We start from the raw sequence: 13,591 nt of genomic DNA, 5'->3' as shown, positions 1-13,591 counted from the left end.
TGCGTTCCGGGATCTCCCGGGACGGTCGCATCCGTGTCCTCGGTCGCGGCGTTCCCCTGTTGCGTTCCGCTTCATCTGTCGTCATCGACAGGCCCCGGAGTCCGTGCCCGAAGAGGCAGGAGGACCCGGTGGCCACCGCAGCCGACATGGACGCCATGCGGCGGGCGATCACGCTCGCCGCCCGCGGACTCGGCGCCACCAGCCCCAATCCGGTCGTCGGATGCGTCATCCTCGATGCCGCCGGACAGCAGGCCGGTGAGGGCTTCCACCAGCGCGCCGGAGGGCCGCACGCCGAGATCCACGCCCTGCGCGCGGCCGGTGAACGGGCCCGTGGCGGCACCGCCTACGTCACCCTCGAACCCTGTGACCACACGGGGCGCACCGGCCCGTGCGCCCAGGCGCTCCTGTCCGCCGGCGTCCGCCGCGTCGTGTACGCCGTCGGCGATCCGAACCCGCAGGCCACCGGTGGTGCGGACACTCTGCGTGCCGGAGGTGTCCAGGTGGAGCAGGGCCTCCTCGTCGACGAGGCGGAGGCGGGCAACACGGCCTGGCTCACCTCGGTACGGCTGGGCCGCCCGTACGTCCTGTGGAAGTACGCGGCCACCCTCGACGGCCGTATCGCCGCCGCCGACGCCACCAGCCGCTGGATCACCTCGCCCGAGTCCCGTGCCGACGTCCACCGGCTGCGGGCCGAGGCCGACGCCGTCGTGGTCGGCTCCGGCACGGCCCGCAGCGACGACCCCCAGCTGGGCGTACGCGGCATCGAGGGCGCCACCCAGCCGCTGCGGGTGGTCGTCGACACCGGCGCCACCGCGGTCCGCCCCGGAGCCCGGGTCCTCGACGGAACGGCGCCCACCCTGATCGCGGTCGCCGAGGACGCCGACGGCGCGCACCTCCCCGAGGACACCGTGCTGCGCCTGCCACGCGCCGCCACCGGCCCCGGCCTGGACGTCGCGGCCCTGCTCGCCGCCCTGTACGGGCGCGGCGTCCGCTCCGTACTCCTCGAAGGCGGTCCGGTCCTGGCCGGCTCCTTCGTCGCCGCGGGAGCAGTCGACACCGTCGTCGGCTATCTCGCTCCGGTCCTCCTCGGCGCGGGCCCGGCAGCCCTCGCCGACGCCGGAATCTCCACCATCTCCCAGGCGTTGCGCCTCGATGTGACCGAGACCGTCCGTATCGGCCCCGATCTGCGCATCACCGCCGTCCCCGTCCCTGCTCGGAAGGGAAACTGAGTGTTCACCGGAATTGTCGAAGAACTGGGTGAGGTCACCGCCGTCGAGAAGCTCGACGACGCCTCCCGCTTCCGACTGCGTGGCCCCGTTGTCACCGAGGGCGCCCGACACGGCGACTCCATCGCCGTCAACGGTGTCTGCCTCACCGTCGTGGACCTCGGCGAACACGAGTTCACCGCCGATGTGATGGCCGAGACGCTGAGCCGCTCCAGCCTCGGCGCCCTGGCGACCGGCTCCCGGGTCAACCTGGAGCGCCCCATGGCGCTCGGCGGCCGGCTCGGCGGGCACATCGTCCAGGGTCACGTCGACGGCACGGGCCGCATCATCGAGCGCACGGTCTCCGAGAACTGGGAGATCGTGAAGATCTCCCTGCCCGCCGAGCTGACCCGCTACGTGGTCGAGAAGGGCTCGATCACGGTCGACGGGGTGAGCCTGACCGTCGTCGACGCGGGTCGCGACTACTTCACCATCAGCCTCATCCCCACCACCCTCGCGCTGACCACGCTCGGCATCAAGGAGCCCGGCGACCCGGTCAACCTCGAGGTGGACGTCATCGCGAAGTACGTCGAGCGACTGCTCGGCGCGACGGCCGCGCAGGATTCCGGGGAGCCGGTCGCGTGAACGCCCTGGACTGGCTGAACTCGGAGGCGTTCACCGCCTTCGGGCAGCACATCATCTGGTCGGACATGCTCGGCAACACGATCGGTCTGATCGCCCTGTCCCTCGGCTGGCTCCGCTCGGTCTGGACCTGGCCCGCCCAGCTCCTGTCCGGCGTCGTCCTGGTCGCGGCGAACGTCTCCGTGCAGCAGGCGGGCAGCGTCGGGAAGCAGCTGATCGTCATCGCCGTCGCCGTCTGGGGATGGCAGCAGTGGACGCGCGGCAGGCAGCAGGCCCAGGACGGCTCCATCGCGGTGCGCTTCGCCACCTGGCGCGAGCGGGCGTACCTGCTGGGCGGCGCCGTCGTCGGCACCCTGGCGGTCGGCGGCCTCTTCACCGCCTTCCCCTCGCTCTCCTGGAGCCCGTGGGCGGACGCGTACATCTTCGCCGGCACGCTCGTCGCGATGCTGGCCCAGGCCCGCGGCATGGTCGAGTTCTGGTTCGCGTGGCTGCTCGTCGACCTCGTCGGCGTACCGCTCAACTTCCACAGCGGCCTCGCCTTCTCCGGTCTCGTCTACGTCGTCTACGGCGCCCTCGTCCTGTGGGGCATGCGCGACTGGTGGCTGCGTACGCGGACACCCGCTCTGGAAGGAGCCACGGCATGACTGCCCAGCCCACCTGGCTGCACGACCGTGCGGTCGAAGACCTGTCCCTGGACCCCGTCGAGCAGGCGATCCGCGACATCGCCGCCGGACGGCCCGTCGTGGTCGTCGACGACGAGGACCGGGAGAACGAGGGCGACCTCGTCATCGCCGCCGAGCTGGCGACCCCCGAGATCATCGCGTTCATGATGAGCGAGTGCCGCGGCCTGATCTGCGCACCCATGGAGAACGACGAGCTGGAACGCCTCGAACTCCCGCAGATGGTCACGCACAACACCGAGTCGATGAAGACCGCCTTCACCGTCTCCGTGGACGCCTCCGCCGCACACGGGGTGAGCACCGGAATCTCCGCCGCGGACCGGGCCACCACGCTCCGGATGCTGGCGGGCGGCCGGGCGGGCCCCGGCGACTTCGTCCGGCCCGGACACGTCTTCCCGCTCCGCGCCCGGTCCGGCGGCGTCCTCGTCCGTAACGGCCACACCGAGGCGGCCGTCGACCTGGCCCGGCTCGCCGGACTGCGCCCCGCGGGTGCCATCGTCGAGATCGCGGGCGAGGACGGGGTGATGCTCCGGCTGCCCGAGCTCGTGCCGTTCGCCCGCAAGCACGGCCTGACGATCATCTCCATCGAGGACCTGGTCGCCTACCGGCGCAGCTCCGAGCCGACCGTCCGCCGCGAGGCAGAGGTCCGGCTGCCCACCTCGTTCGGCGAGTTCACCGCCTACGGCTACCGCTCCACCGTCGACGGCGTCGAGCACGTCGCGCTCGTCCACGGCGACATCGGCGACGGCCAGGACGTCCTGGCCCGGGTCCACTCCGAGTGCCTGACCGGCGACATCTTCCAGTCCCAGCGCTGCGACTGCGGCCCTCAGTTGCACGCCTCCATGGAACGCATCACCACCGAGGGCCGCGGCGTCGTCGTCTATCTGCGCGGTCACGAGGGCCGCGGCATCGGACTGCTGTCGAAGCTGCGCGCCTACGAGCTCCAGGAGCGAGGCGCCGACACGCTCGACGCCAACCTCGAACTCGGCCTGCCGGCCGACGCGCGGGACTACGCGGCGGGCGCGCAGATCCTCCAGGACCTCGGCGTACGCAGCGTGCGGCTCATGACCAACAACCCGGACAAGACCGCCGCGCTCGTACGGCACGGGCTCGGGATCACCGGGCGCGAACCCATGCCCGTACAGGCCGGGGAGCACAACCTGCGGTACCTGCGCACCAAGCGGGACCGCATGGGGCACGACCTGCCCTGGCTCGACGCCACCGCCGCGTCGACCTGCGTCAACCAGTGAGCACCGCGGGCGGCCCGCACGGACCGCCCGCGCGGACCGGCACGAACCCACGAAGTAGGAGAGACATGAGCGGCAAGGGCGCACCCGAACTTTCCGTACGCAACTGCGGTGACCTGCGGGTGGCGGTGATCGCCGCCCAGTGGCACGAGAAGGTCATGGACGGGCTCGTCGACGGGGCCCTGCGTGCCCTGCACGACCTCGGCATCGACGAGCCGACGCTGCTCCGGGTGCCCGGCAGCTTCGAGCTCCCGGTGGTCGCCAAGGTCCTCGCCGGACGCGGCTACGACGCGATCGTCGCCCTCGGAGTGATCATCCGCGGCGGCACCCCCCACTTCGAGTACGTGTCCCAGGGCGTCACCATCGGCCTCACCCAGGTCACCGTCGACACCGGAGTACCCGTCGGCTTCGGCGTCCTCACCTGCGACACGGAGGAGCAGGCGCTGGACCGGGCCGGACTCGAGGGTTCCAACGAGGACAAGGGGCACGAAGCGGTCACCGCCGCCGTCGCCACCGCGGCCACGCTGCGCACCGTCAGCGAACCCTGGCGCTGAGAGGGGGTCCGGGACCCCGTATTCTAAGGACCATCATGGCGAACAAAACCTTCGAAGAGCTCTTCGCCGAGCTGCAGCTCAAGGCCGCCGACGGCGACCCCTCCACCTCCCGGACCGCCGAACTGGTGGACAAGGGCGTGCACGCGATCGGCAAGAAGGTCGTCGAGGAGGCCGCGGAGGTCTGGATGGCCGCCGAATACGAGGGCAAGGAAGCCGCCGCCGAGGAGATCTCGCAGCTGCTGTACCACGTCCAGGTGATGATGGTCGCCCGCGGAATCTCCCTCGACGACGTCTACGCCCACCTCTGAGCACGGCCCCGCACGTTCCCGGAACTCCCTCCGCACAAAGGAAACCTGACCTCATGCTGCGCATCGCCGTCCCCAACAAGGGTGCAATCTCCGGGCCTGCGATGGCGATGCTCCATGAGGCGGGCTACCGGCAGCGCAAGGAGTCCAAGGAGCTCGTGCTCGTCGATCCGACGAACGAGGTCGAGTTCTTCTACCTGCGGCCGCGCGACATCGCGATCTACGTCAGCTCCGGCCGCCTGGACATCGGCATCACCGGCCGGGACCTGCTGCTGGACTCCGGTGCCGAGGCCGAGGAGATCCTCCAGCTCGGCTTCGCCCGCTCCACCTTCCGCTACGCCACCAAGCCCGGCACGGCCTCCGGCCCGCAGGACTTCGACGGCATGACGATCGCCACCTCCTACGAGGGCATCGTCGCCAAGCACCTCGCCGACATCGGCGTCAACGCCTCCGTCGTCCACCTCGACGGTGCCGTCGAGACCGCCATCGAGCTGGGCGTCGCCGAGGTCATCGCGGACGTCGTCGAGACCGGCACCAGCATGCGCAACGCGGGCCTCGAAGTCATCGGCGATCCGATCATGACGTCGGAAGCCGTCGTGATCCGCCGCAAGGGCGCCCCCGGCGACGAGCCCAAGGTGCAGCAGTTCCTGCGCCGTCTGCAGGGCGTCCTGGTGGCACGCAGCTACGTGATGATGGACTACGACTGCCGCGTCGAGCACCTGGAGCGCGCCGTGGCCCTCACCCCGGGCCTGGAGTCGCCCACCATCTCCCCGCTGCACCACGAGGGCTGGGTCGCCGTCCGCTCCATGGTGGCCGCCAGGGAAGCCCAGCGGATCATGGACGATCTGTACGAGCTCGGGGCCCGCGCCATCCTCACGACGGCCATCCACGCCTGCCGCCTCTGACGCCGGATCCGTAGCAGCCGTACCCGAGAACGCCCAAGGACAAGGACGACAGCCCATCATGTCCGCCCCCGCGCCCAGGCCGACCGGCCTCCCCGCCCTTCCGGCCACCTTCCGGCCCACCCGCACCCGGGTGGTCCTGCTGGCCGTGGGAGCGATGATGTTCGCCGTCATCACCGCGATCGCGGTGATCCTGGAGAACCTGAGCCCGGGGGAGCGGACCAGCTTCGTCTTCGTCGCGCTGCTCTTCTTCGGCGTCCTCGCCCTGCTCAGCAGGCCCAGGATCGTCGCCGACGGGGCCGGCATCACCGTGGTCAACATCACCCGAACCCGTCGGCTTGCCTGGGCGGAGATCGTGCGCGTCAACCTGCGGGCCGGTGACCCGTGGGTCTTCCTCGACCTCAGCGACGGCACGAGCCACCCCGCCCTCGGCATCCAGCCCGGGATCGCCAGGGAACAGGCCATCCGTGATGCCCGTACATTGCGCGCACTCGTCGAGTTCCACGGCAGTGGAGTGGACGAGGCCGCGCAGAACGGCTGAGCCCTCTGCCCCGCGACGCCCCTTCTTGATTACTCTGTAGGGCGGAGGCGCCACGCGCGCCCCGCCCCGCACGAGAGGTCCACGAGGCCCGCGGGGCATTCCTGCGACCCAAGGAGTGACTCCCTCCAGCAATGGACGGATCGTCCGGTAGTACCTGCGCCGCCCTCTCCCCGGAGGCGGCGGCATGACCACCCCCCTGTTGCTGCTCAGCGCGGCATTCCTTCTCATCCTCGCCAACGGATTCTTCGTGGCGGCCGAGTTCGGGCTCGTCACGGTGGAACGGCCGGACGCCGAACGCGCCGCCGCCGAAGGTGACCGCCGGGCCCGCACCGTCGTCGCGGCCCTGCGCGAACTCTCCTTCCAGCTCTCGGGCACCCAGCTCGGCATCACCATCACCTCGCTGGTCGTCGGCATGCTCGCCGAACCGGCACTCGCCCAGCTGCTGGCCGGACCGCTCACCGCCACCGGACTGCCCGAAGGGGTCGTCCCCGGGGTGAGCGTCGTGATCGGGATGCTGCTCGCCTCCGCCGTCCAGATGGTGATCGGCGAGCTCGTACCGAAGAACTGGGCGGTCTCCCGGCCGCTCCAGGTCGCCCGCTTCGTCGCCGGACCCCAGCACCGCTTCTCCACCCTCCTGCGGCCGGTGATCACCGCACTGAACGCCTTCGCCAACCGGCTGGTGCGGCTGCTGGGCGTCGAACCCACCGACGAACTGGCCTCCGCCCGGACCCCGGGCGAGCTGGTATCGCTCGCCCGGCACTCCGCCGAGGCCGGCACCCTCGAACAGGACACCGCGGACCTCTTCGTACGGACCCTGTCCCTGGCCGGACTGAGCGCGCAGCACGTCATGACCCCGCGGGTGAAGGTCAGTGCGCTGCAGTCGTCGGCGACCGCGGCGGACGTCCTCAACCTCACCAGGGCCACCGGCCTCTCCCGCTTTCCCGTCTACCGGGACCGCATCGACGAGGTCGTCGGCATGGTCTACCTCAAGGACGCCCTCGCCGTCCCCGCGCGGGACCGGATGCGCACCCCGGCGGGACGGATCGCCGTCCCGCCGCTCCTGGTGCCCGAGAGCCTGCCCGTCGAGCAGTTGCTCCGACAGCTTCGCAACGACCAGCCGATCGCCGTCGTGGTCGACGAGTACGGCGGCACCGCCGGTGTCGTCACCCTCGAGGACATCATCGAGGAGCTCGTCGGCGAGGTGCGCGACGAGCACGACGCGGTGGGCGCCGACCGTCCCGAGCTGACCTCCGTCGTCGCCGACGACGGGCGGCCCGGCTGGGACGTGGAAGGCAGCTGCCGGGTCCTGACCCTGCTCCGGATAGGCCTTGACGTGCCCGAAGGGCCGTACGAGACCGTGGCAGGCCTGGTCGCCGACCTGCTGGGACGCATCCCCGCCCCCGGTGACCGGGCCGAACTGCCCGGCTGGCGGATCTCCGTCCGCCAGGTCGGCCACTACCGCGCCGAACAGGTCCGCTTCGTCCGGCTGACGGACCTGCCGGGACCGACGGTGGAGCAGGCCGCGCGGGGCCTGCTGGAGGCCGTGCGATGAGTCTCGTACACCTGCTCTTCGCCGGGGTGCTCGTGCTGGCGAACGGCTTCTTCGTCGGCGCCGAATTCGCGCTCGTCTCCGTACGGCGCAGTCAGATCGAACCCCTCGCCGCGAGCGGATCGAACCGGGCCAGGCAGGTCCTCCACGGCCTGGAGAACCTGCCGCAGATGATGGCCGCCGCACAGTTCGGCATCACCGTCTGCTCGCTCACCCTCGGCGCGGTCGCCGAACCGACCGTGGCCCGCCTCCTGGAGCCGGTCTTCCACGCCGTGCACGTGCCCGAGGGGCTCATCCACCCGCTCGGCTTCGCCCTGGCGCTCGCCTCCGTGGTCGTCCTCCATCTCGTCATCGGCGAAATGGTCCCGAAGAACCTGGCGATGGCGGCCCCCGAGAAGACCGCGCTGTGGCTCAGCCCCGGCCTGGTCGGCTTCGCCCGGCTCTGCCGGCCGGTCACCTCGGCGCTCGGCACCTGTGCGCGGCTGGTCCTGCGGCTCTTCAAGGTCGAGCCGAAGGACGAGGTCGAGGCCGTCTTCACCAGCGAACAGCTCAACCGCCTGGTGGAGGACTCCGGACAGGCCGGTCTCCTGGAGCCGGAGGCGCGGGAGCGGCTGGGGGACGCACTGGAACTGGGCAGCCGGCCCGTCACCGACGTGCTGCTCGACCGGTCGTCCCTGGTGACGGTGGACCCGTCCGTCACCCCGCGCATGATCGAGGAGCTGACCGTGCGGACCGGCTACTCCCGCTTCCCCGTCTGCGCGGAGGGCGGTGGTCCGTTCATGGGCTATCTGCACGTCAAGGACGTCCTGGAGCTGGAGGACGGCGAACGGGCCGTCCCGCAGCAGATCTGGCGTCCGATGGCGACCGTACGGGCGGAACTCCCGCTGGACGACGCCCTGACCGTGATGCGCCGCGCGGCGACGCATCTGGCCCAGGTCGCCGATGCCTCGGGCAAGGTGCTCGGCCTGGTCGCCATGGAGGACGTCCTGGAGATGCTCGTCGGCGAGGTCCGTGACCCGGCCCACCGCGTTTCGGTACCCCGCCGCACGGTGGAGGTGCCGAAGGTCATGGCACCCATGGGGCTGACCCGGTGACCCGCCTCAGGACGGGATGATCCAGCGCCGGGCGGGCACGGGAGAGCCCGCCCGGCGGCTGAGGACAGCACCCCCCGCCGCCCGGCGGGAACCCCGCACCGTCACAGTGCCCCCGGCTCCTGCGTCCCCCGGTCCGCCGGCCCCCGCCCCGACAGCACTTCTCCGTACGCCTGCATCAGGTCCGGCAGCCGCAGGGTGGCCAGATCGTCCCGGGTCGGATCGGCCGTGTATCCGGAGAGCCGCAGATCACGGTAGGCGCAGCTCTTCTCGTACAGCGTGCGGATGAAGCGTCCGTTGCCCAGCTCGTCGATCCAGCTCTGGTCGACCACGTGCCCGCTGATGCTGCGCAGCTCGTCCAGGGACTCCTCGTCCCACACGTCGCCGTTCTCGGCGGCCAGCACCCCACCGATCGCGGTCAGCTCCAGCGGGCGGTAGCTGGGGAAGTCGACCCGGGTGGTGAAGCGGGAGGAGAGCCCCGGATTGGTGGAGAGCAGCCGGTCCATGCCCTCCGGGTACCCGGCGAGGATGACGACGAGGTGGTCCCTGTTGTCCTCGGCCCGCTTGAGGAGGACCTGGAGGGCCTCGTCCCCGTACGCGTCGCCCTTGCTGTAGGCGGTGTTGGACAGGCTGTACGCCTCGTCGACGAAGAGCACCCCGCCGAGCGCCGAATCGATCAGCTCGTTGGCCTTGACCGCGGTCTGGCCGAGGAACTCGCCGACCAGGTCGGAGCGCTGGGCCTCCACGAGGTGGTCGCCACCGAGCAGCCCCAGCGCGTAGAAGACCCGGCCGAGGATGCGGGCGACCGTGGTCTTGCCCGTGCCGGAAGGGCCGGAGAAGACGAAATGACGCTTCGGCGGCTGCACCGGCAGCCCCTGCTCGGCCCGCAGCCGTGCCATGTTCAGCTGCGCGGACAGGGCCTTGACCTGGCGTTTCACAGGCTCGAGCCCGACCATGCGCTCCAGCTGGGCCAGAGCCTCGGCGAGCAGGTCGGGGTCGCTCGGCCCTGCCGGGAACGGCGCGGACACCGACGGGGCCGGTTTCTTCCGCACCCCGTTGGCACGGGGCGGCGGCACCACGGCACCCGGCGCGACCGCGTCCCTGCCGGGCCAGGGCTCGCGGCCGTCCACCAGGTCCGTGTCCAGCAGCGAGTCCCCGTCCGCCCGGGCCTCCGTGCCCGTGCCGTCCGAACCGAAGCCCGCCAGGGACACCACGGCCAGATCGGCCGCCTCGTCGTACCCGTCGCCCTCGGAGATCGCCGCGAGCCGTGCCGACGTGTCCATGAAGGCCGGGTCGACGCGGTGCACCGCCCGGTACAGCGGCAGTGCCGCCGCGCTGCGGCCGGTTCCCTCGTGGGCCCGCGCCAGCCAGTAGCGCAGCTCCTTGCGCTGCGGCTGCTCACTGCGGCATCGCATCAGGGAGGCGGACAGCAGCGGCTCGGCCTGCCCGTACATCTCCAGGCGCACCCGGGCCATGCCGCCGAAGAGCCCCGCCTCGATGCCGAGCAGCGGATCGTCGACGAGCTGCTCCGTGGTGCGGACGAGCTGTTCCCAGTCCTTGACCAGGTAGGCGCGGCAGGCGTGCAGAAAGCGCACCTGCGGATCGGCGTCGATCGGCGGAAGACCCGCCAGCGCCCGGTCCAGCTCCGGCACATGGCGGCCGTCCAGCCAGTGCGAGGCGTGCGCCAGGAGCAGGTCGCGCGGGCTCTCCAGCACCGGCTGCACCCACCAGCCCAGCCAGTACCAGGAGTTGAGCGTGCGGCGATGGCGGGTCCGCTGCTCGCCGAAGCGGTCCCGGTGGCGGTACATGCGCAGGAGCGCCGTGGTGGTGTCGATCCGCAGCGCATGGAGGCCGAGCCAGCCGTCCGCCATGCCCGGATCGAAGCGCACCGCGGTTCTGAATTCCTCCTCGGCCTGTGGGTACGCGCCCATGGTGTAGGCGTCCACGCCACGCAGCCAGGCAAGGTCGGCCGGGGCTTGCGCGCCCTGCATGCCGATGTCCATCAGCTCCCCCACAAACCGTGCCCCCAGAATGTCCCGCCCGCACAGCATGCCCATCGGAGCGCGTTGAATCACTGTTCGGAGAAAGGGAATTGACCGCACCGGCCTGCATCGTACCCACGCACGGAGTACGCGGTTAAGGGCGTTACCGGCGCCTCGGGGCGGTGACCGAGGGTGAGCGCAGCCCGCTTCGCGGCGGTGGGGGAGGGGGGCGCGGGGCAGGGCGAAGCCCCCGGTCACGGGGGAACAACCGGGGGCTTCGCGTCTGGGGGCTCCGAAAAGCCGCACATCGAACGTAGGACCACCGCGGCCCCTCGGTCAAGACGGGCCGCGGGGGTTCCGGACCGATTTCGGACGGCCCGGCAGGACTCCTTCAGCCTCACCGTGGGTGAGGAAGCCACTCGTTCCCGCTGTCGTGTGAGGCCCTTCCAACCACACATATCCCTCAGGAACCTGCCGTATCACAGCGTCCGCGAACGGATATGAGGGATCGTCGGCGAAATGCCGCAGCTCCGCGGCGGTCCACCCGTCCCAGAACTCCGTGAGCCCGGGCCCGTCGCGGTGCCTGCCCCGCTCCCAGGACCTCGCTCGGTCCAGCTCCAGCCACAGCAGCCCCGCGAGGAACGGCCGCACCGAGGCGCGGCCCGCTCCCACTCCCTCGACCAGCATCACGGGGGCGGGATCCAGCGTCCGCTCCCGGCCGAAGCGCCGCGCCGTCCAGTCGTACGGGGCGTAGCGTGCGGGCTCTCCGCGTGACAGCGGATCCAGAACCTGGGCCCGCAGCCGGTCCGTCCAGGCGAAGAGCTCCCCGTGGGTGGCCAGGTCGTCCAGATGCAGCACGGGGGCGTCGCCGAGTGCCGCGGCCAGCCGGCCCGCGAAGGTGCTCTTGCCGGACCCCGCATGGCCGTCGACCGCGATCAGCCGTACCGGCCCGCAGGACGGGGGCAGGGAGCGCAGACGGCGGGCACGGTCCGCCAGGTCGTTCATGCCCCCACCCTACGAGACCCGGGGGGCGGGCCTGGGCAGCCGCTGGTCACGTCAGTGGACCAGACCAATATTGGTCCGACGGCACGGGCCGAATCGCTGGCCGGATCCGGCCGGGACCCGCGATAGTTGGCGCACCGACCGGCATCCGCAGCCCCAATCCGCTCACGACCGGGGGTCTCGCCCATGACCAGACCGACTTCACGCAGGACCGTACTCACCGCCGCGCTCGCGGCAGCGGCCGGGGCGGGCACGGCGGCCTCCGCCGCCCCCGCGACAGCCGCCCCCGCCTCCCCCTCCGCCCCGTCCCCGGCGGCGGCCTCGCTCGTGGACAACCACTTCTGGAGTACGTACACCGACTGGCGCTGCGGTTCTGCCGTGGGGACCCGCGCCGTCGCCGGTTCGCGGCCCGGCCTGGTGCTCGCCGCCCCCGCCGGGACCACCGACCACACCGACCCGCACACCGGCACGACCACCAGCTGGGAGTACGCCACCTGGACCTCACCGGTCCACCGCTGCACCGTCCCGGCCACCGAGGTCATCGCCTCCTGGAACGCCCGGACCCCGGCGGGCACCTGGATCCAGATCGAACTGCGGGGCAGCTACGCCGACGGCACGGACACCCCCTGGTACGTGATGGGCCGCTGGGCGTCGGGGGATGCCGACATCCGCCGGACCTCCGTCGACGACCAGACCGACGGCAGGAGCACCGTCTGGACCGACACCCTCTCGGTGGACGACGCGGCGAGCGGCCTGCGGCTGGTCTCCTACCGGCTGCGGCTCACCCTCCACCGGACCCCGGGCAGCCGCCTCACGCCCACGGTCCACCGCGTCGGCGCGATGGCCTCGGACGTCCCGGACCGCTTCACCGTCCCGGCCGGCACCCCCGCGCTCGCCCGTGAGCTGGCGGTGCCCCGCTACTCCCAGAACGTGCACGTGGGCGAGTACCCCGAGTACGACAACGGGGGCGAGGCCTGGTGCAGCCCCACGTCCTCGCAGATGATCATCGAGTACTGGGGGCGCGGGCCCACCCCGGAGGACCTCGCCTGGGTCAAGCCGGGCATCGCCGACCCGCAGGTCTGCCACGCGGCCCGCCACACCTTCGACTACCAGTACGAGGGCTGTGGCAACTGGCCCTTCAACGCCGCCTACGCCGCGACGTACAAGGACATGAGCGCGGTCGTCACCCGGCTCGGATCGCTGGCGGACCTGGAGAAGCTGGTCGGCGCGGGCATCCCGGTCATCACGTCCCAGTCCTTCCGCGAGGAGGAACTGACCGGGGCGGGCTACGGGACCTCCGGCCATCTGATGACCGTCATCGGCTTCACCGCCGACGGCGACGTGATCGCCAACGACCCGGCGTCGCCGGACAACGACGCCGTGCGCCGCGTCTACCGCCGGCGAGAGTGGGAGAACATCTGGCTCAGGACCAAGCGCTACGACGCGAACGGCAAGGTCAGAAGCGGTACCGGCGGTGTCTGCTACGTGTACTGGCCGGCCCTGCCGACGGCGGGCCAGCGCCGCGTGCTGAGCTCGTTCGGCCTGGTGTGACCGTGTGAGGCCCCTGTGGCCGCCTCGACGACCTGACGCACAGCTCCTGGCTGTCCGGGCGCGGAGGCGGCCGTACGGGTCCACCGGGCCGGCCGTTCGCCTGCCTCCGGGTGCCCCGGTCGTCCTCGCGACTGTGTGCTGTTCCCGGATCTACGTGTCGCGTATCCGGGAAACCACGGACGCGCGGCATCGCACCGGCTGGAAGGGTGGTGGTCATGCCGTCACGGCCTGCGGCACAGGGGGCGGCAGGGGTGGCGGGGAAGACAGCGTGATGGGCGCGGGGGCGGCCGTGGCGGGAGGGGCGGTGAGCCTCACCGTCGCCGGACGGCTGATCCGCTTG

Annotated in this window: 13 protein-coding genes; 11 read left to right on the top strand and 2 right to left on the bottom strand. The window is 71.5% G+C overall.

The window, feature by feature from the left end; genetic code table 11:
* Window positions 1-128: 128 nt before the first annotated feature.
* From ribD to AB0F38_RS16730, 10 genes are all read left to right on the top strand, one after another.
* Window positions 129-1,229, top strand: coding sequence for a bifunctional diaminohydroxyphosphoribosylaminopyrimidine deaminase/5-amino-6-(5-phosphoribosylamino)uracil reductase RibD (gene ribD / locus AB0F38_RS16775; RefSeq protein WP_361893081.1), 1,101 nt, complete (start codon window positions 129-131; stop codon window positions 1,227-1,229).
* Window positions 1,230-1,850, top strand: a complete 621-nt coding sequence (locus AB0F38_RS16770) for a riboflavin synthase (RefSeq protein ID WP_361893079.1) — start codon at window positions 1,230-1,232, stop codon at window positions 1,848-1,850.
* Window positions 1,847-2,491 (top strand): nicotinamide mononucleotide transporter family protein, encoded by a 645-nt coding sequence (locus AB0F38_RS16765; protein ID WP_361893076.1) that lies wholly within the window; start codon window positions 1,847-1,849, stop codon window positions 2,489-2,491. Before AB0F38_RS16770 ends, AB0F38_RS16765 begins: the two co-directional genes overlap by 4 nt.
* Window positions 2,488-3,777, top strand: a complete 1,290-nt coding sequence (locus AB0F38_RS16760) for a bifunctional 3,4-dihydroxy-2-butanone-4-phosphate synthase/GTP cyclohydrolase II (RefSeq protein WP_361893073.1) — start codon at window positions 2,488-2,490, stop codon at window positions 3,775-3,777. The genes AB0F38_RS16765 and AB0F38_RS16760 overlap by 4 nt, the downstream gene beginning before the upstream one ends.
* 65 nt (window positions 3,778-3,842) lie before the next feature.
* Window positions 3,843-4,328: a 6,7-dimethyl-8-ribityllumazine synthase gene (gene ribH / locus AB0F38_RS16755; protein WP_361893071.1), complete on the top strand. Its 486-nt coding sequence runs from the start codon at window positions 3,843-3,845 to the stop codon at window positions 4,326-4,328.
* Window positions 4,329-4,363: 35 nt separating this feature from the next.
* Window positions 4,364-4,636: a phosphoribosyl-ATP diphosphatase gene (locus AB0F38_RS16750; protein WP_031097852.1), complete on the top strand. Its 273-nt coding sequence runs from the start codon at window positions 4,364-4,366 to the stop codon at window positions 4,634-4,636.
* Between the two features lie 53 nt (window positions 4,637-4,689).
* Entirely contained in the window at window positions 4,690-5,538 is an 849-nt protein-coding gene (gene hisG / locus AB0F38_RS16745; protein ID WP_361893067.1) for an ATP phosphoribosyltransferase, read from the top strand.
* Window positions 5,539-5,596: 58 nt separating this feature from the next.
* Window positions 5,597-6,076, top strand: coding sequence for a PH domain-containing protein (locus AB0F38_RS16740; protein WP_361893064.1), 480 nt, complete (start codon window positions 5,597-5,599; stop codon window positions 6,074-6,076).
* 184 nt (window positions 6,077-6,260) lie between these two features.
* Window positions 6,261-7,628 (top strand): hemolysin family protein, encoded by a 1,368-nt coding sequence (locus AB0F38_RS16735; protein WP_361893061.1) that lies wholly within the window; start codon window positions 6,261-6,263, stop codon window positions 7,626-7,628.
* A complete protein-coding gene (locus AB0F38_RS16730; protein WP_361893058.1) occupies window positions 7,625-8,719 on the top strand; it encodes a hemolysin family protein in 1,095 nt (364 codons plus the stop codon). The genes AB0F38_RS16735 and AB0F38_RS16730 overlap by 4 nt, the downstream gene beginning before the upstream one ends.
* Before the next feature lie 101 nt (window positions 8,720-8,820).
* Here the strand turns inward: AB0F38_RS16730 and AB0F38_RS16725 are convergent, their stop codons facing one another.
* Window positions 8,821-10,719, bottom strand: coding sequence for an AAA family ATPase (locus tag AB0F38_RS16725; RefSeq protein WP_361893055.1), 1,899 nt, complete (start codon window positions 10,717-10,719; stop codon window positions 8,821-8,823).
* Between the two features lie 315 nt (window positions 10,720-11,034).
* Entirely contained in the window at window positions 11,035-11,703 is a 669-nt protein-coding gene (locus AB0F38_RS16720) for a hypothetical protein (protein WP_361893052.1), read from the bottom strand.
* A gap of 183 nt (window positions 11,704-11,886) precedes the next feature.
* Between AB0F38_RS16720 and AB0F38_RS16715 the strand changes: the two genes are divergently transcribed.
* Window positions 11,887-13,251 (top strand): peptidase C39 family protein, encoded by a 1,365-nt coding sequence (locus AB0F38_RS16715; RefSeq protein ID WP_361893049.1) that lies wholly within the window; start codon window positions 11,887-11,889, stop codon window positions 13,249-13,251.
* Window positions 13,252-13,591: the final 340 nt, after the last annotated feature.

This window comes from Streptomyces sp. NPDC025273, from assembly GCF_040638585.1.
Taxonomy (GTDB): domain Bacteria; phylum Actinomycetota; class Actinomycetes; order Streptomycetales; family Streptomycetaceae; genus Streptomyces; species Streptomyces cinereorectus.
The sequence above is the reverse complement of the archived record's forward strand: the minus strand, read 5'-3'. Positions and strand labels throughout refer to the sequence as shown.